The organism is Paenibacillus illinoisensis NBRC 15959, assembly GCF_004000925.1.
Classification (GTDB): domain Bacteria; phylum Bacillota; class Bacilli; order Paenibacillales; family Paenibacillaceae; genus Paenibacillus; species Paenibacillus illinoisensis.
In genome coordinates, this window is sequence record NZ_BIME01000005.1 from 335,183 (window position 1) to 352,602 (window position 17,420).

The 17,420-nt window shown below is 49.5% G+C and carries 17 protein-coding genes; 14 read left to right on the forward strand and 3 right to left on the reverse strand.

Annotated elements, in window-relative coordinates; all coding sequences use genetic code 11:
* The first annotated feature begins 16 nt into the window (after positions 1-16).
* The 10 genes from PIL01S_RS15365 to clpP all read left to right on the forward strand — a co-directional run bounded on the left by PIL01S_RS15365 (position 17) and on the right by clpP (position 10,043).
* Positions 17-1,078 carry a sulfate ABC transporter substrate-binding protein gene (locus PIL01S_RS15365; protein ID WP_127538230.1) on the forward strand — a complete coding sequence of 354 codons (1,062 nt, stop codon included), beginning with the start codon at positions 17-19 and terminating at the stop codon, positions 1,076-1,078.
* Between the two features lie 184 nt (positions 1,079-1,262).
* Entirely contained in the window at positions 1,263-2,870 is a 1,608-nt protein-coding gene (locus PIL01S_RS15370; protein ID WP_127538231.1) for an ABC transporter substrate-binding protein, read from the forward strand.
* A 54-nt stretch (positions 2,871-2,924) separates the two neighbouring features.
* Positions 2,925-3,875 (forward strand): ABC transporter permease, encoded by a 951-nt coding sequence (locus PIL01S_RS15375; RefSeq protein WP_127538232.1) that lies wholly within the window; start codon positions 2,925-2,927, stop codon positions 3,873-3,875.
* Positions 3,876-3,881: 6 nt separating this feature from the next.
* Positions 3,882-4,727 (forward strand): ABC transporter permease, encoded by an 846-nt coding sequence (locus PIL01S_RS15380; RefSeq protein ID WP_127538233.1) that lies wholly within the window; start codon positions 3,882-3,884, stop codon positions 4,725-4,727.
* A gap of 261 nt (positions 4,728-4,988) precedes the next feature.
* Positions 4,989-6,014 carry an ABC transporter ATP-binding protein gene (locus tag PIL01S_RS15385; protein WP_127538234.1) on the forward strand — a complete coding sequence of 342 codons (1,026 nt, stop codon included), beginning with the start codon at positions 4,989-4,991 and terminating at the stop codon, positions 6,012-6,014.
* Positions 6,011-6,946, forward strand: coding sequence for an ABC transporter ATP-binding protein (locus PIL01S_RS15390; protein WP_127538235.1), 936 nt, complete (start codon positions 6,011-6,013; stop codon positions 6,944-6,946). Before PIL01S_RS15385 ends, PIL01S_RS15390 begins: the two co-directional genes overlap by 4 nt.
* 47 nt (positions 6,947-6,993) lie before the next feature.
* Complete coding sequence (locus tag PIL01S_RS15395; protein WP_246058295.1) at positions 6,994-7,443, forward strand: hypothetical protein; 450 nt, start codon at positions 6,994-6,996, stop codon at positions 7,441-7,443.
* Positions 7,444-7,631: 188 nt separating this feature from the next.
* On the forward strand, positions 7,632-8,414 hold the full coding sequence (locus PIL01S_RS15400; RefSeq protein ID WP_127538237.1) for an MBL fold metallo-hydrolase: 783 nt from the start codon (positions 7,632-7,634) through the stop codon (positions 8,412-8,414).
* A 157-nt stretch (positions 8,415-8,571) separates the two neighbouring features.
* Positions 8,572-9,441 (forward strand): RNA polymerase sigma factor, encoded by an 870-nt coding sequence (locus PIL01S_RS15405; protein WP_127538238.1) that lies wholly within the window; start codon positions 8,572-8,574, stop codon positions 9,439-9,441.
* A gap of 17 nt (positions 9,442-9,458) precedes the next feature.
* Entirely contained in the window at positions 9,459-10,043 is a 585-nt protein-coding gene (gene clpP, locus PIL01S_RS15410; protein ID WP_127538239.1) for an ATP-dependent Clp endopeptidase proteolytic subunit ClpP, read from the forward strand.
* Positions 10,044-10,175: 132 nt separating this feature from the next.
* On the opposite strand, the gene PIL01S_RS15415 is transcribed toward clpP, so the two are convergent.
* Positions 10,176-11,600 (reverse strand): aminotransferase-like domain-containing protein, encoded by a 1,425-nt coding sequence (locus tag PIL01S_RS15415; RefSeq protein ID WP_246058296.1) that lies wholly within the window; start codon positions 11,598-11,600, stop codon positions 10,176-10,178.
* 120 nt (positions 11,601-11,720) lie between these two features.
* On the opposite strand from PIL01S_RS15415, the gene PIL01S_RS15420 reads away from it, so the two are divergent.
* Positions 11,721-12,659, forward strand: coding sequence for a DMT family transporter (locus tag PIL01S_RS15420; protein ID WP_127538240.1), 939 nt, complete (start codon positions 11,721-11,723; stop codon positions 12,657-12,659).
* Between the two features lie 36 nt (positions 12,660-12,695).
* A complete protein-coding gene (locus PIL01S_RS15425; RefSeq protein WP_127538241.1) occupies positions 12,696-13,031 on the forward strand; it encodes a hypothetical protein in 336 nt (111 codons plus the stop codon).
* Between the two features lie 199 nt (positions 13,032-13,230).
* On the opposite strand, the gene PIL01S_RS15430 is transcribed toward PIL01S_RS15425, so the two are convergent.
* Together PIL01S_RS15430 and PIL01S_RS15435 are read right to left on the reverse strand one after the other, a co-directional pair.
* Complete coding sequence (locus tag PIL01S_RS15430; protein ID WP_127538242.1) at positions 13,231-14,031, reverse strand: Cof-type HAD-IIB family hydrolase; 801 nt, start codon at positions 14,029-14,031, stop codon at positions 13,231-13,233.
* Positions 14,032-14,273: 242 nt separating this feature from the next.
* Complete coding sequence (locus PIL01S_RS15435; RefSeq protein ID WP_127538243.1) at positions 14,274-15,275, reverse strand: lipoate--protein ligase; 1,002 nt, start codon at positions 15,273-15,275, stop codon at positions 14,274-14,276.
* Between the two features lie 212 nt (positions 15,276-15,487).
* Here PIL01S_RS15435 and cobD point away from each other — a divergent pair, with 212 nt between their 5' ends.
* A complete protein-coding gene (gene cobD, locus PIL01S_RS15440; protein WP_127538244.1) occupies positions 15,488-16,615 on the forward strand; it encodes a threonine-phosphate decarboxylase CobD in 1,128 nt (375 codons plus the stop codon).
* On the forward strand, positions 16,615-17,412 hold the full coding sequence (locus PIL01S_RS15445; protein ID WP_127538245.1) for an adenosylcobinamide amidohydrolase: 798 nt from the start codon (positions 16,615-16,617) through the stop codon (positions 17,410-17,412). The genes cobD and PIL01S_RS15445 overlap by 1 nt, the downstream gene beginning before the upstream one ends.
* The last annotated feature ends 8 nt before the right edge of the window (positions 17,413-17,420 follow it).

Below are 17,420 nucleotides of genomic sequence, written 5' to 3' on the forward strand. Positions count from 1 at the left end.
AAAGAGAGGCTGCCCCATGCAGACGATGAAGAAGAAAAGAACCCCCTTATACGCTGCCCTTATGCTTCTGGTCGTCTGCATGACCGTAGGCTGCAGCAATCAGGAAGCGGAAGGCGAACAGAACGAACCCTCTGCAGCTGAACAATCCAATACGCTTGTCATTGGTGCATACAGTGTAGCCAAAGATGCTGTTGGAGAGCTGCTGCCCAAGTTCAAGGAGGAATGGAAAGCAAAAACCGGACAGACGGTCAATTTCCAGGAGTCCTATGAAGCCTCAGGCACTCAAGCAAGGGCCATTGTTGGCGGATTCGAGGCTGATGTGGCACTGCTCGCCATGGAAAGTGACATCGATAAACTGGTCAAAGCCGACCTCGTGACCTCCGATTGGAAACAAACGCCGAATGATGGCATGATTACACGTTCGATTGTTGTTCTTGGAACAAGGGATGGCAACCCACTGGGGATTCGTGATTTTGAGGATTTGACCAAGCCGGGAGTGAAGGTGCTGTACCCCAATCCCAAAACGTCAGGCGGAGCCCAGTGGGATATCAATGCGATCTACGGGGCTGGGCTGAAGATGTCGGAAGAAAAGGGCCAGAAGGACCCTGCCGCTGCCAAAGCGTTTCTGGAGAAGGTGCATGAAAATGTCGAGTCGCTGGATAAGAGCGGCCGATCTTCCATGGCAGCCTTTGAATATGGCGTCGGCGATGTCATCGTGACTTATGAGAATGAATTGCTTGCCCGAATAGCCCAGGGTGTTAAATACGATATCGTTGTACCGAAGAATACCATTCTGATTGAAAATCCGGCGGTAGTGGTGGATAAATATGCGGATAAACATGGGAATCGGGAGTTGGCAGAGGCCTTTGTGGACTACCTGCGAACTCCGGAGGCTCAGCGGATATTTGCCAAGCATGGTTTTCGTTCGGTAGATCCGAATGTATTTGCCGAGACTGAATCCTCGTTTCCAACTCCTGAAGGTCTGTTTGATATCCATTACCTTGGTGGCTGGGACGAAGTGCGCAGTACGCTATATTCCAAACGCGGAGTCTGGTATCAGGTGCTGGCAGGACTATAAAAGAACTACAAACAAAGACCTTCGATTTGCTGGAGTCAGCGAATTGGAGGTTTTTTGCATTGTTGGACAATAAAGCGATTTAAATAAAATCCGATAGGTTAAGTTGGAAAAAGTCATTGCTTTTTGTCGAATCCTTGCTATACTAGCTAACAGAAGATAAATTACAGCGAGGGGAAATATCATAATGAAATCTAAAAAAATGTGGCTGTCATTGATGCTGGTTCTGGTTGTTGCAATCATGAGTGCATGCGGCAGCAGTGGTGATGGAGCAAATACTTCTTCTAATAACGAGGAAAGTACTGCTTCGACAGATAATGGACAGCCGAAGGATGGCGGAAGCATTATTATTGCAGTACAGGATGATCCCAAAGTGATGAATCCGATCTACGCGGGAGACCGTGTAACGTTGACGATTGACCAGTCCTTATATGCTCCACTATTTAACGTGAATGATGGCAAAAAGACATATGTGCTCGCCGAAAGTGACAGCTTCTCGGATGATCACCTGACGTATACATTGAAGCTTAAGGATGGACTGAAATGGCATGACGGACAGCCGCTGACGGCGGATGATATCGTGTTTACCATGGACAGCATTCTCGATGAGAAGCAGCATAGCTCGTCTCGCAGCCAATATGTTTTTGATGGCAAACCGGTGAAAGTAACGAAAGTGGACGATCTCACCGTGGAATTCCAACTGCCGGAAGTATCAGCAGCTTTTGAAGGCGCACTGGTTTCCTTCTCCCCAATCCCGAAACACATTTTTGAAGGCGAATCGGATATTGAGAAAAGCGACAAAAACAACAACCCGATTGGTTCCGGTCCGTTCAAATTCAAGGAATACCGCCCAGGTGAATATGTGACACTGGAACGTTTTGACGATTACTTTGCAGGCAAAGCTCACTTGGATAGCGTGACTTACCGTGTAGCCAAAGACCCGAATGCAGCGAACCTGGCTCTGCAAAATGGCGAGATTCAAATGCGTATGGTCGATACACAGGATTACAACAAATTGAATGATACAGGCAAATTCAACATGCTGACTTATCCGGAAGGTCGCCTGCAGTACATGGTGTTCAACCTGAACGTACCTTCCATGCAAAAGAAAGAAGTGCGTCAAGCGATTGCTTATGCTTTGGATAAAAATGAATTGATCACAGCTTCGTATTCCTCGGCTGATTTTGCTGAACCGGCTGCGTCAATTTTGACACCGGACACGCTGTATCAAACCGACGATGTGGAGAAGTATGACTACAACCTCGAGAAAGCCAAGCAGCTGCTGGCCGATGCAGGCGTAAGCAATCTGAAATTGCGCCTGGCTTACACAAATACAAACAAACCACAAACAAGCCAAGCCTTGTACATTCAGCAAAAGCTGAAAGATGTGGGTATTGAAGTGGAATTGCTGCCGATGGACGGAACAGCTTACGGTAACCGTACGTTGGATATGAACAATACAGACTTTGAACTGTCCTTTGGCGGATACATCATGGGTTATGAGCCGGATGCTTACAAATCCCTCTTCCTGAGCGATGCAGCATATAACTACTCCCACTACAAAAACGCTGATTTCGACAAGCTGTGGAGTGATGCAGCGGTTGAGATTGATGAAGCAAAACGTGGAGAGCTGTACAAACAAATTCAACAAACCGTAGCAAACGAAATGACCGTGTATCCAATTGCATACACAAAAGCTGTGGTAGCAGTGGACAATACGTACGGCGGTGTTGAGGATGCCAATCCGAAACCGGTAGTTATGCTGGAAGACCTGTCCAAAATCTATAAAAAATAAGTAACAAGCCAATAACGCCGGCCGCGAGGCCGGCGTTGATTCGGAGGTGCCCGTGTGAATAACTATATTGTCCGAAGGATCGTACAGGCGATCCCGCTTTTGTTTGTTATCTCCATCGTTTCCTTTACCTTGATCAAGCTGGCGCCGGGCGATCCGGTGCTTTCCTTTGTTACTCCCAATATGGGAGCAGAGGATGTGGAACGTATTCGGCAAAATCTTGGACTGGACCAGCCCATGTATGTGCAATACGTGGTGTGGCTCAAAAATGTTCTGACAGGTGACCTCGGCTATTCACTGGTCAATCACCGCCCGGTTGCCGAATTAATTGTTGAACGTCTTCCCGCTACGTTTGGATTGATGGGAGCGTCGCTATTATTATCATTACTTATTTCGATTCCGCTGAGCATGATTGCGGGTTCGCGCCAGAACAGTTTGTTTGATCGTGGTCTCAGTCTTCTTTCCTACATTGGAATTTCCATTCCGAGCTTCTGGTTCGGCATGATGCTGATTTATTTCTTCGCCGTACAGCTGCACTGGCTGCCCAGCATGGGCATGCGGACCGTCGGAGTCGATTCGGCGTGGGATATTATCAAACACGGTATTCTGCCATGTACCGTACTGACCTTCATGAATGTGTCGGTGTACATGCGTTATATTCGCTCAAATACGATCAGTCAGCTGGAAGAGGACTACGTTCAGATTCAGTATGCTTATGGAGCTACCCGAGGGACGGTACTGCTTCGCCATGTGCTCAAAAATGTATTGCTTCCGGTCATTACCATTCTCGGGATGTCTTTGCCGGAGCTGATTGCCGGAGCGTTTATTACGGAATCTGTATTCTCGTGGCCAGGGATGGGTTCACTGGGAATCTCAGCCGTGCATGGTCTGGATTATCCGATTATTATGGGCATTACGATGATTTCCTCTGTGCTGCTGGTGGTCGGTAACCTGGTAGCCGATATTCTATATGGCGTGGTAGATCCACGAATTAAGACAACGGGGTGAGACAACATGAATTCAATGCGCTGGCGTAACTTACGGACGCAGTTCAGGCATCAGAAACTGGGCATTGCGGCTGTCATTATATTGGGCATATTTGTGCTCGCATCCCTGTTTGCGTTTTTATCCCCGCATGATCCCAATGAGATCGTGGTCATGGAGCGATTGCAGCAGCCGAGTGCGGATCACTGGTTCGGGACGGATGATTATGGACGAGATTATTTGGCTCGTGCGCTGTACGGAGGCCGTGTTTCTCTTGCGGTAGGTTTCTTGTCTATGGCCATCGCAGTTATTGTCGGTACACTCGTCGGCACGGTGAGTGGTTATTTTGGAGGCTGGGTGGATAACACGTTGATGCGTATTGTGGACGTACTAATGTCCATTCCGTCATTCTTCCTAATGTTGATCCTGAACGCATACCTCAAACCGGGAATTGGCACGATTATCGTCATTATTGGGGTGTTAAGCTGGATGAACATTGCCCGGATTGTGAGGGCGGAAGCCATGTCGGTGAAGCAGCGGGAGTATGTTCTGTATGCGCGGGTATCGGGGCAGAAGCCCTTCCGCATCATTATGAAACACATCATCCCCAACATTATGCCGACCATTATCGTAGCCGCAACCATTAATATTGCAGGAGCTATTCTTATGGAATCGTCCCTAAGCTTTCTCGGCCTGGGAGTCAAACAGCCGAATTCCTCCTGGGGCAGCATGCTGAATGATGCACAGGGCTTCATCAGTGAAGCGCCGTATATGGCCATTTTCCCTGGATTATTCATTTTGCTGACAGTACTATCCTTCAACTTTCTGGGTGATGTATTCCGTGTAGCCTTTGAACCTAAAGCAAACAAAAAATAGATAATATTAACAAAATATAGGTTAACTAAGCATTTTACACGAGAACGGAGAAGACAGAAATAACCTGAAGAAACGAAGTGTTCGCCTAAAAGCTTTCCGAAGGAAAGCTACACCGGAAGCATACGCTATCACTGGATTTTCCCTTTTCGAGAAGGGGACCAAAAAAATCTGGGGATAACAGCGATCGGAAGGTTGTTCTGTCTTAGGAGTGGTTAGTGTAATATTCTTTGGTTGAACTTACACAGCGGGGTGAATACAACAATGACAGATTTATTATCGGTCAAAGAACTGAAAACGTCCTTTGCCACCCGTGAAGGAGAGGTGCAATCCGTACGGGGGGTAAGCTTTACCCTAAATGAGGGCGAAGTAGTTGGACTCGTTGGTGAATCGGGCAGCGGCAAAAGTGTAACAGCCCGTTCACTGATCAGGCTCATCCAGTCGCCGGGGCGGATTACGGATGGACAGATTTTGTTTCGAGGAGAAGATCTGCTGAACAAATCGGACAGTGAGATGCGCAAAATTCGGGGCAACCGGATCTCCATGATATTTCAGGATCCGATGACCTCGCTTAATCCTGTAGTCCGTGTGGGCAAACAGATGATTGAAGTTATTCGCCGTCACCGGAAAATGGACAAGTCCGCGGCTCGCAAGGAAGCCATCGAGCTGCTGCGCCAGGTAGGTATTCCTTCACCAGAGGAACGCATCGACCAATATCCGCATGAATTCAGCGGCGGGATGCGCCAACGTGTGATGATTGCCATGGCTTTATCCTGCAAGCCCGAGCTGCTCATTGCCGATGAACCAACGACGGCACTTGATGTGACGATCCAGGCGCAAATTTTGCAGCTGATGCAGGAGCTGAAGGAATCCACACAGACATCTATTTTAATGATTACGCATGACCTTGGTGTCGTCGCGCAGGTCTGTACACGAGTGATCGTGATGTATGGTGGATTGATTATGGAAGAAGGGCCGGTGGAACGCATATTTGCCCATCCCCAGCACCCCTATACGCAGGGACTGCTACGTTCCATTCCGAAGCCGGGTGAAGAAGGGGGGCGACAACGGCTCGCCACGATTGAAGGCACACCGCCGAACCTGCTGCACCCGCCAACGGGATGTCCGTTTATGGAACGTTGTCCACATGCGATGGAAGTCTGCAAGCAGAGACCTGAGTATACTGAAACAGCACCGGGCCATCGCGCATCATGTTGGCTGCTGAATGACGAAGCTCGAGACCAACACCAGGCACAACTCGGAACACGTACAGAGGAGGTGGAGAAATGAGTTCAATAACAGATCAGCGTGAAGTGCTGCTGGACGTGCGTGGACTGAAAAAATATTTCCCCGTGCGTGGAAGAAACAAGGGCCAGGAAGTCGTTAAGGCTGTCGATAACGTTAGCTTCCATATTCATAAGGGGGAGACGTTCGGACTCGTGGGTGAGTCCGGCTGCGGCAAATCAACAACTGGACGCAGCATCGTAAGACTCTACGATGTGACGGATGGAAGTATTCTGTTTGGCGGACAGGACGTTGCCAAGATGAATGAAAGACAGCTGAAGCCGTTTCGCAAGCGGATGCAGACGATTTTTCAGGACCCGTATTCTTCCCTGAATCCAGGCATGAATGTCTTGCAGATCATCAGTGAACCAATGGAGATTCATAACTATGGTTCGAAAGCAGAAATGAAGGGGAGAGCGTATGACCTGATGAACCGCGTAGGCCTGAAGCCGGAACATGCCGAACGTTATCCGCATGAGTTCAGCGGTGGACAACGTCAGCGGATCAGCATTGCTCGGGCTCTGTCGGTCAATCCGGAGTTTATACTGTGTGATGAGCCGTTGTCTGCGCTGGATGTATCCGTTCAGGCACAGGTGGTCAACATGCTTGAAGACCTGCAGGCAGAGATGGGTCTGACCTATTTGTTCATTGCGCATGACTTGTCGATGGTACGTCACATCTCCAACCGGATCGGGGTAATGTACCGAGGGAAATTGGTTGAGGTGGCTCCAACCGAAGAATTGTACCGCAATCCGGTACATCCGTATACCCAAGCCTTGTTGGCCGCAATACCCGTTCCGGATCCAAGCGTTCGCAACGAGATGCCACCCATCTATAGCGGGGACACGGACCCATCAGCACGTCGCGGGGATGAAGAACCAGAATGGATGGAAGTGTCGCCGGGACACTTTGTATCCGGATATCGGGACAGGATATAATTGGGTTATAATTCTAGCATCCGAATGGATAAACAGGAAGGTGAGAGATGATGAGTACAGAGATCAAATTATCCCAAAGTACGGCCATTCGCCTGGAACAGGCCCGTGGCAAAGGCATGCCTGAGGACCAAATACTACAGGCTATCAAGGCCAAGGACGTGGCTGCTTTTGATGCGGTTTCCGAAGAGCACTACAGGTATGATGACTTTATCTCGTATGCAGATGAGCATGGTGAAAATTTGGTGGCAGCCGTTCAAGAGGGCTACCGGATGACATTTAATACCCGGGGCGGTCTGGGTATCTGGATCGAGAAGGCATTTGGTTTGCAGCCGGAGCGTGATTTCACGGTTGGTGAGGGCGTAGTAACCGGTCTGAAGTTGAAGCCGGAGCAGGCAGAAGTGCTGGCGAAGCGCCTTGCATCAAATTGGGTCATTACGGATTCGAGAGATGTGCCCGAGGGTCAGGAATTGACCTTGAAATTGCGTGCATTGGTCTAGGCGACAAGTAGGCCGAATAGAAGTTACATACGCTGACTACATGTAGTCAGAGAACTGGCTTTCCCTAGTGCAGGATTAGAACTGCATAGGGAGAGCTTTTTTTTGCAAAAGCAGGGGGCAAGGATATACAATTTAGGAAACAGAACTTCTTAGAAAGTACAGCATCGGATAGAGAGGGGATCACGGTATTGAATCAGCTAACATTTCTGGGAACCGGGGATGCTATGGGCGTACCGCGTGTATACTGTGATTGCGCAGTCTGCACGGAGGCCCGCCTGACCGGGATCAACCAGCGTAAACGTTCTTCTGTTCTGATCCATTCAGATGGCGCAGCCGAACCGTTTATGATTGACTGCGGACCAGACTGGAGATCACAGATGGAGGATCAGGGATTGCGTATGGTTCATACATTATTGGTGACACATGCGCATTTTGACCATATTGGAGGTTTGCCGGAATGGGCGGATGCCTGCCGCTGGCTGGGGGTTAAGGGCAGCTTGTACGCACCGCGCGAAGTAATCACAACCATTCAGGGGCAATTTCCTTGGCTAAGCCGGCACATGAACTTTCTGGAAACGGATGATGATATCCAGCTTGGCGGTTGGAACGTGCACTCTTGGAAGGTCTGCCATGGTAAAAACGGTTATTCCTACGCGTATCGGCTTGAGCGGGAAGGGTACAGCTGGGCGTATTGTTCGGATGCCATCGATCTGAAGGAAGCAGAGAAGAAGCCGCTGCACGGGCTGGATCTGCTGGTGCTCGGAACGAGCTTTGTCCATGAGCTTGCGGAATTCTCCACACGTTCCGTATACGATATGCGTGAGGCGCAGGAACTGCTGCGGGAACTGAAACCGGGGCGCACCTATTTTACCCATATGTCTCATGACGTGGATGTACAGCAAAACTACGATTTGAATCCAGGTATTACGCTGGCAGCTACAGGCATGAAGGTACCTTTGGGCAGCGTTTAAGTTAGAACCTAGTTGGCATATAAAAAAATAAATACAGAAGAGCGTATCCTTTACCGGAGGTTCTTCGTTTACATAGTGTAAGACCATAAGAGCAAGTCATCGAAAAGCATGACATGAAGCAAGATCAATCAGGAACCAACAAAGGGGGGCCCCAAACATGGCCTTTGTGAAGTCCGTGGATTGCAGAATCAACAGACCACATGATCATCGTAACCCATTCAAACCATATACCCAGACTGGTCATCAAGCTGAATACAGCGTGGGACAGATGATGGAAAGTATGCTGCCAGATCTGATGAGCAGTCTCTACGCATATTGTCTGTCTCTGACTGGTTCAACCTGGGAGGCCGAGGATCTGGTTCAGGATACCTGCGTGAAAATGCTGGCTTCTTCGGCTATGCAGTCCTGTGGTACAAAGCAAGAGATGAACTGGGAAGCCTATCTGATCCGGATTGCGCGCAACACATGGATTGACGTCATACGGAAGCGAGAGAAGCTCGCTTGTAAATTGGATAGCCTAAAACCATTTATGCAAGAATGTGCGGAAGAGGAGCGATTCGAAGAGATCGAGTCTGCTGTTCAGATCCTTGTCCATGAGCTGCCGCCATGGCAGCGAGCGATATATGTATTACGTGACTTAATGGGTTACACGACGGCAGAGACTGCGGAGATGCTGGATACATCGGAAGGAGCGGTCAAAGCCGCGCTGAATCGCGCCAGATCTGCTCTGGAACGCGTCAGACGAAGCCGCCTGGAAACAGAAGGCGAAGAAGCGAGTGGCGCAGATGAAGATTCAGTGAGCGCAGAGCAGCTGCGAAGCTATTTGATGGCTTTTCGCAGTGGAGATGCGGCGCGTCTGATTGATCTGTGCCTGAATCGTACGGATGATCCGGTGGCCGTGGCAGGAACGATTCTGCAGCAGTCTTTGCCGTCTTCATCAACGCAGCCAATGATGTGTGGGTATTCCAATTCCGGCATGACTTCAATGATGTATGGAGGAGGATACACCGGGCTTATGGTTGCGTAAACCGGGAGGCGACAGGCATGAACCATGTACCTTATGTAGTTGAACAGACAACCCGCGGTGAGCGGAGCTATGATATTTATTCACGTTTGCTGAAAGATCGAATCATTATGGTGTCCGGGGAGATTGAGGATCAGATGGCAAATGCCATTGTGGCCCAGCTTCTGTTTCTGACCGCAGAGGACCCCGAAAAGGATATCCAGATGTACATCAACAGTCCGGGTGGATCTGTTACAGCCGGATTTTCAATCTATGACACGATGCAATTTGTGAAGCCGGATATTTCAACGATCTGCACTGGCATGGCCGCGAGTTTCGGTACGATTCTGCTGGTAGGGGGAACCAAAGGAAAACGGCTCGCTCTGCCGAACAGTGAGATTATGATCCATCAACCCCATGGGGGTACGCGCGGGCAGGCATCGGATATGCTGATTCATGCCAATCGGATCATTCAGCACCGTCAGCGGCTCAACGAGCTGTTAGCGAACCATACAGGGCAACCGCTGGAGCGCATTGAGAAAGATTCGGATCGCGATTATTTCCTGACCGCAGCGGAAGCGGTGGAATATGGCCTGGTGGATAAAGTAATATCCAGAACGGATTAAGCAAGTAGCCCTATAATGTACACCTTAAAAACATCTCAAGAGCCTGGAAGGTCATTTGATCTTCCGGGCTCTTTGGTTCGTTTACTGTAATTCCATTGTGGATGTCAGTTAATCAGTGGAAACATACGGGAGCTAATTCATCCTTTTAACAAGTTCCATGAGTCGGTTCATCCCTTCGCGAATCTGCTGTTCGTGTGTATAGGAGAAGGACAAACGCAGCTTGCGACTGGCAGAAGCATCAGAAGGATCAAATACTGTTCCGGGGACAAAGGCGACGGAATGTTCCATGCACTGGTGAAGCAACCGTCCTGTATCGCTGCCTTCCGGAAGCTCCGCCCAGATGTTGAGCCCGCCCTCAGGCCGGGTCCAATTCCAATCTGTTTCTTGCAGACATTTTTCCATGACTTCCATCCGTAATTGTATGGCGGTGCGCAGCTTCGACAGGTGCTGATGCATGCGCGGAGATTGAAAGTAACGGAGAAACAGCTTCTGATTCAGAAGGGGAGTTCCGTTATCAGCCAATGCTTTCACCGCCTGCAGTCCTGGCATAAACCGGGGACGGCACATTATTGCCGCAATACGCAGACCCGGCGCGACATATTTGCTGTAGCTGCGAATGTAGAGCGTATGTCCTGTCGTATCGTACGTAAAAATTGGCGCAGGAGGCTTCTCCTTAAAATAAATATCGTACGTGCTGTCATCTTCAACGAGAAAACATCCATATTGTTCGGCAAGTTCGGGAAGCTGTTTCCGCTGTTCGGTTGGGATATTCATGCCGGTCGGATTCTGAAAGGTTGGCGTCATGTAAAAAACGCGGGGCTTCTCCGTCTTCATCAGATGCTCAATCTGTTCCAGATCATAACCCTCCGGGTGTATATCCGTGAAGATCAGGCGTGCACCCTGTTTGCGGAAAATTTCCATGGCAGGGCCGTAGGTCGGCCTTTCCATCAGGACACGGTCCCCCGGTCTGACCAGACTTCGGGAGATCAGATCAATGGCCTGCTGCGCTCCTGTGGTAATAAGTACTTCTTCTGCTGAGATATAAAATCGTTCTTTCAGTGTCAGATGGCTTGCCAGCGCACTACGCAGTTCCACATCACCCTGAATGGTTGAATATGTGCCGAGCAGCCGGGGATACTGATCCAGCAAATCCCGCATGAGTTCCCCCCAGTAACGGTTGGGCAGCAGGGCGGGATCAATCAGTGACTTGGAAAATTGATATTCCGCTTCAAGAGATTGCACGCGCGCGAGTGAGTCCCAGTGCAGCCAGGCGGATACAGCAGGGTCATCTGCCTGGTCCGCTACAGGCGAAGGATCAGCAGGGCTGACATAATAACCGGACTTGTCCTTAACGTACACATTCCCGCGTTCCTTCAGTTCCTGATAGGCTTTGAACACCGTAAGCCGATGTACACCGAGCTGCTCGGACAGGCTTCGCACCGAAGGGAGCTTTTCATGTTCGGCCCACTCTCCCGCCTCAATACGCACCACGAGATAATGAACCACCTGTTCATATAGTTTAAGGCTGTTATCTGTCATCAACATGGCTTTGCCCACCCGACTCACGCTCCTTTTGGACTCTATTGTAACAGGAAATGAGCGGATTCTGTTCTGTTTTCGTCATTCTGTTCTGTAGACAGTGCTATATGATGGAGAACAGATAAAGGAGGGGCTAGCATGGTTGCAGCAGCATTTACAGTAATGTGTCTTATTTTTGGAACAACGTTCCTGGCGATTAAAATTGGGGTCGAGGCAGGCATGCCGCCTTTTCTATCGGCCGGATTACGTTTTATCATTGCAGGTGCATTGATGTTTGCATGGATGTGGATGAAAGGGAAGGTAAGTCTGTCCCTGCTGTGGAGAAAAGAAATGCTCCTGACCGGAGCTGGGCTGACCTTTGGTACGTTTGCCACTTTATATTGGGCAGAGCAATATGTCAGCTCAGGCGTTGGGGCTATTTTATCAGCTACCGGGCCGTTGATGATTATGGTGATGCAAACTGCTCTGTTGCGGCAGAAAACCTCTGCTCGCATGATTGCAGGCTGCCTGATCGGTTTCGGGGGCGTTGTGCTTGTCGTTTTACCCGGTGTATCCATTGGCGGGAGTTCACTGTGGTTGTGGGGGTGTATCGCCGTACTTGTGGGAGAAGTATGCTATTCGGCAGGCGCACTGTACTCCAAGAAGGTGATCAACCAGTTCAAGGAAGCAAGTCCCGTAGCGATTAATGCCGTACAGATGATGTATGGAGGCTTGCTGTTATCCGGGCTCTCGGCGGTGACGGAATCGTGGAGCACTTCTGGACTGGTCTGGGCTCCGGCGATCTTGTCCCTGATCTACTTGACGGTGATTGGTTCAATGGTAGGGCATAGCCTGTTCTACTGGATCATGTCGCGTACCAACCCGCTGTTCCCGGCAACCTGGCTGTACATTTCTCCTCCGATTGCGGTCGGTCTTGGAGCGGTTGTCTATGGTGAACATGTAAGCTGGATCACCTGGATCGGTGTGGTGCTTGTGGTATCCGGCTTGCTGGCGATGAATGAGAACGTGATGAGCTGGCTGAAGAGAGGTAAACGAGCCAATTCATTGGTGCAAACTTCCAAACCTGTGGTAAAATAGGTGTTACCTTTTTTACAAGGAATGAGGTGATGAATCATGTTGAACAAACAAAGACTCGGTGCAATATTTCTGTTCGCGGGAATTATCCTTTATGGCATTATTCATATTGCGACCATTATGCATTTTCCATCCGTAACGGTCTGGACCAGCACGTGGGGGCATTATTTTGAAGCTTTGTCCGAAACGGGTGGTTGGGTTGGATTCGTTATGGCTCTGCTTTTGTTTGTTACAGGGCTCGTACTCCTGCTGACGGTTCTCATGGGTTCCTTTTCCAAAGGGAAAATGATGCAGGAGATCAGGGAACGTGACCGTAAGTTTGATGAGCAGTACGGAAGCAACATACGAGGTTCATATGACGGCCAAGATCGATAAAAGCAGGTAAAAGGGGAGAGTAGCATGATCAAATTTTACGCAACGATCTGTTCGGCATTTACTCTCTCGCTCCTTGCTAACTGGGTGGATCGCTATCCAATCCGGTGATACAACCAAAACAAAAACAGCCTCTGGTTCAGCGAGTTTATTCGCTGCCCAGGGCTGTTTTTTTTACCATATGATTAGCGTTATCGCATTACTAAGCGTTCAGCACAAATTTCTCAATGACCTGCTTCACGCCGTCTTCGTTGTTGCTTGCCGTAATGTAATCTGCCAGTTCTTTGAGAGCAGGGATCGCATTGCCCATAGCCACGCCAAGGCCGGCAACCTCCAGCATTTCATGGTCATTCCAGGAATCACCGATCGCAATGCATTCGCTCAATTGGTGACCAAAGTGATCCGCCAGGAATGTAAGGGCATGGCCTTTGGTACCTTCGCGATGCATGATCTCGAGGAAGTATGGTTTGGACTTGGTGATATGGACTTCTGGTCCAAGCAATTCACGCAGGTCAACGGCCACTTTATCCAGATAGTCTGGCTCATCGATGATAAGCAATTTTGGTGTTTGTTGTTCAATAACTTTGATGAAGTCCGGCTCGATATGGTACTGGGTACCATTCAGCTTCGCATAATCACGCAGTTTGTCGTTCTCTTCGCGAGCATACAGCTTGTCATCAATGTACGTTTGAAGATGGAGATTGTTCTCCAGGCAGTAGTCGTACAATTTGCGGGAAGCTTCTTGCGGTACATAGCGCTCATAGAGTACTTTCTCGTCCAGCAGGTTTTTGACCAAAGCGCCTTGATACGTAATGATTGGCACGTTTAATCCCGTTTGGCGAGCAAGTGCTTGTGCAGAAGCATAGGCACGTCCTGTTGCCAGGGTAACAACCACACCATGAGCAACCGCTTGCTCCAATGCCGATTGTGTTGCAGGGGTTACTTCCTTGTTGTCGTTGATGAGGGTATCATCGATGTCGATTGCCATCAGTTTGTAAGCCATTTGAGTTTCTCTCCTTTTATCTGTATCTATAATCACGAACGAATGGATCCATAATTACACCAGATCACTCCAAACGCAGAATCATCTTTCGATCACTGTTATCCCTAGATTTCTTTGAGTCCCTTATGTAAAGGGGAAAATCCAGGGATAAAGGCGAACGCTTTGCTTCTCCAGATTGATTCTGCTTTTTCCGTTAAAGTGTAATAAAGGAATTCGTTCTAAAACTATACTTACATCTAAATCTATTCTTCAAGGAAAACGAGGCCAATAAAGTCCTCCAGCTCCAGGTTACCGAAGTAGTGTTTCACATCAAGGCCTTCAAGTGCCGTACGTACCTCGGATTCCTCATAACGCTTGCCGCGCAGCATATTTTCGATATCAGCTACATCGCCTACACCGAAGAAGTCACCAAAGATTTTGATATCCTCGATTCGTCCATCCTTGATGTTCATGCGCAGATCGATAATGCCGACAGGGAATTTGCGGGTATGCTTCACATTGCTCTCCGGAGACAATCCATAGTTCCAGTCCCAGTTGCTGTAACGCTCAGCGGAGATTTCCTTGATCTTGTCCCAATCCTTCTCCGTGAGTTCATATTGGGGAACATCCTGCGGCTCCATACGGAAGATGTGGCGTAACAGCTCGTCCCGGAATTGTTCGATGGTCAGGTTGCTGTCAATCAGATCCCGAATGTTGGCGACCCGGCTGCGTACGGATTTGGTGCTCTTGGATTTGAATTTCTCGGGATTAACATTCAGGGATGCCTGAACATGATCCAGATTAAGGTCAAACATGAGCGTTCCGTGACTGAACATGCGTCCGCGGGTGGAGAATTGGGCATTACCCGAGATTTTCTTTTCCCCGACTTGCAGATCGTTGCGTCCGGTCAGCTCGGCATTCACACCAAGCTCCTGCAGAGCTTCCACGACAGGTTGGGTGAACTTGCGGAAATTGTGGAAGGATTGTCCGTCATCCTTGGTAATAAAACTGAAATTGAGGTTGCCCAAATCATGGTAGACTGCTCCGCCTCCGGAGAGACGACGTACAACCTGTACACCGTTATCCTGAACATATTCGATGTTGATCTCTTCGATGGTATTCTGGTGTTTTCCAATAATGATGGAAGGGCGGTTAATGTAAAACAGCAGATAGCTGTCATCCATCGGCAGATGCTTCAAAATGTACTCCTCAATCGCGAGGTTTACAGAAGGATCTGTAATGCCCTGGTTATCAACAAACAGCATGGTCATTCCTCCATTAATGTATGTGAGGGACGATGATCCCTTATGTAGTGTTGCGCCTGCGAATCAAAATTCCTCTTCTATTGTAATCGAATTGTCGATTGGACACAAAGGAATTGAAGCAGGGAATGGATGGTGTAGGCAAATCAGGATTGACCCGTGACAGTTACGCCATCCATAATAAAAATGACATGCAGAAAGGATGACGGACAAAAATGAGCGGTATCATTGAAGTTTTTGGACATGGTGGTGACGTGGAGACTGCTGCGTCAAGATTTGGCGGGAGTCCTGAGGATTTCCTTGATTTTAGTGCAAACATTAACCCTCTGGGTCCGCCCAAGGATGTTCTGAAGGCGTTGGAGCAAGGGATGCGGGCGATACTTCGTTATCCTGATCCTGCACATCGGACATTGAAATCCTTGCTTGGCGAGCGCCTTGGCCTGTCAGAGGAATATATATCTATAGGGAATGGAGCTGCGGAAAGCATGGCTCTGATCCTGCTCGGACTCTCTCCCCGGAAGGTGGGCACAGTGGAACCGGGGTTCTCGGAGTATCGTTCATTGTCCAAGCAATTTGGGGCAGAAATGCATCATGTTCTGGGGCAGGAGGAGCTCGAATGGCGAGCAGCTCCCGAAGATATCGAGAGGCTGATGGAACAGGTGGACTTGCTGTTTCTTGGACAGCCGAACAATCCCAATGGAGTACAGTATCCGGTTGAAGTATTGCAGCGGCTGGCCCGTCATGCCGAGAAGACAGATACTGTCCTGGTGATTGATGAGGCATTTATGGATTTCATTCCTGAAACGCAGCGACAATCCCTGGCTTCCCGATTACAGGATTACCCACAGGTGATCATCATTCGCTCGATGACCAAATTTTATGCCATTCCGGGTCTTCGGCTTGGCTATGCGATTGGACACCCGGATCTGATTCGTGCCATGACGGAGAAACAGGTAACCTGGAGTGTCAACGGACTGGCACTGATTGCAGGAGAAGCCTGTCTAGGCAGCGGGAAAGCTTTTGAACGGGAGACGTTGGAACAGGTGGCGCTTGAACGAGAGAAACTGGCATCCGGCCTGGAGGCCTGTGGATGCGAAGTAACACGCGGGGAAGCGAACTTCTTGCTGGCACGTGTGCCGCGGCCATGGACTGCGGCAACCATACAAGCGGCTCTGGGGGAGCGGGGAATTCTGATCCGAAGCTGCGCCATGTACCCTGGACTTGGGGAAAGACATATCCGACTGGCAGTGAAGGACGCGAAGTCGAATCTTCGTCTGGTGAACGAAATGAGAAGTGTGAGCGGACAAACGAATCCGGTGCCAACGGTCGGGGGGGCGGAGTAATGGCATTGCCATTCTTACAGTACTTTACCCATGCAATTGCAGAGCAAAATGAATATACTTCTTCTGCATGGCCCGGGTTAACCATCAGCGCACATGAACGCCATATTCGAGCATCGATCCCTAACCGGGTAAACGCCATTTCGAGTGCCGTGTACGGCGGGAGGATGATCGAGCTGGATCGCATATTCAATATTTACGTAGACAGGCATTATCGTTGTGACGACCCGCCGCGTGATATTGCAGACCTCCTGAGGGGGTGGGAGGAACGCACAACAGCATGTGCCGGATTGCTGACAGCGGTTAAGCTTGAGTACACATCGGTTCAGGAAGTTGTGGGCGATGAAGCAGGGATCTTGTGCTGTACGACAGCAGGTGTATCCAATGCTGCGCGTGCAGGCTCCGCAAGAACCGTGTTTGATGCTGCAGGGAACATAACTAGCCCAGAGGGAATAGCAGCAGAGTCACCCTACACTCCCGGTACAATTAATATCATGTTATGGATCAACGGCCGCATGACGCCCGGAGCCATGGTCAATGCCATTCAGACAGCAGTGGAAGCCAAAGCGGCAGCGCTCTCGGATTGCGGTGTAATGGATGCGGAAAATGGACTGACTGCAACGGGAACGACGACGGATGCCATTGTGCTGGCCACGAGTCAGGTGGAGGGGAAACCACTGATCTCTTACGCAGGTACAGCCACAGTGATTGGGGCAGGAATTGGACGTGTCGTCTATGATGCCGTTACCGAAAGTTTGCAAGCTGGACAGGCGTGGAAAGAGAGGAATAGCAAGCGATGATATCTCTG

What these genes read in the sequence shown, in the direction of transcription:
- PIL01S_RS15425 (WP_127538241.1), top strand. Translation starts at nt 12,696, where the DNA reads ATGTTGAACAAACAAAGACTCGGTGCAATATTTCTGTTCGCGGGAATT.
- PIL01S_RS15370 (WP_127538231.1), top strand. Translation starts at nt 1,263, where the DNA reads ATGAAATCTAAAAAAATGTGGCTGTCATTGATGCTGGTTCTGGTTGTT.
- PIL01S_RS15385 (WP_127538234.1), top strand. Translation starts at nt 4,989, where the DNA reads ATGACAGATTTATTATCGGTCAAAGAACTGAAAACGTCCTTTGCCACC.
- PIL01S_RS15430 (WP_127538242.1), bottom strand. Translation starts at nt 14,031, where the DNA reads ATGGCTTACAAACTGATGGCAATCGACATCGATGATACCCTCATCAAC.
- PIL01S_RS15420 (WP_127538240.1), top strand. Translation starts at nt 11,721, where the DNA reads ATGGTTGCAGCAGCATTTACAGTAATGTGTCTTATTTTTGGAACAACG.
- PIL01S_RS15380 (WP_127538233.1), top strand. Translation starts at nt 3,882, where the DNA reads ATGAATTCAATGCGCTGGCGTAACTTACGGACGCAGTTCAGGCATCAG.
- PIL01S_RS15435 (WP_127538243.1), bottom strand. Translation starts at nt 15,275, where the DNA reads ATGCTGTTTGTTGATAACCAGGGCATTACAGATCCTTCTGTAAACCTC.
- PIL01S_RS15395 (WP_246058295.1), top strand. Translation starts at nt 6,994, where the DNA reads ATGATGAGTACAGAGATCAAATTATCCCAAAGTACGGCCATTCGCCTG.
- PIL01S_RS15390 (WP_127538235.1), top strand. Translation starts at nt 6,011, where the DNA reads ATGAGTTCAATAACAGATCAGCGTGAAGTGCTGCTGGACGTGCGTGGA.
- PIL01S_RS15445 (WP_127538245.1), top strand. Translation starts at nt 16,615, where the DNA reads ATGGCATTGCCATTCTTACAGTACTTTACCCATGCAATTGCAGAGCAA.
- cobD (WP_127538244.1), top strand. Translation starts at nt 15,488, where the DNA reads ATGAGCGGTATCATTGAAGTTTTTGGACATGGTGGTGACGTGGAGACT.
- PIL01S_RS15365 (WP_127538230.1), top strand. Translation starts at nt 17, where the DNA reads ATGCAGACGATGAAGAAGAAAAGAACCCCCTTATACGCTGCCCTTATG.
- clpP (WP_127538239.1), top strand. Translation starts at nt 9,459, where the DNA reads ATGAACCATGTACCTTATGTAGTTGAACAGACAACCCGCGGTGAGCGG.
- PIL01S_RS15405 (WP_127538238.1), top strand. Translation starts at nt 8,572, where the DNA reads ATGGCCTTTGTGAAGTCCGTGGATTGCAGAATCAACAGACCACATGAT.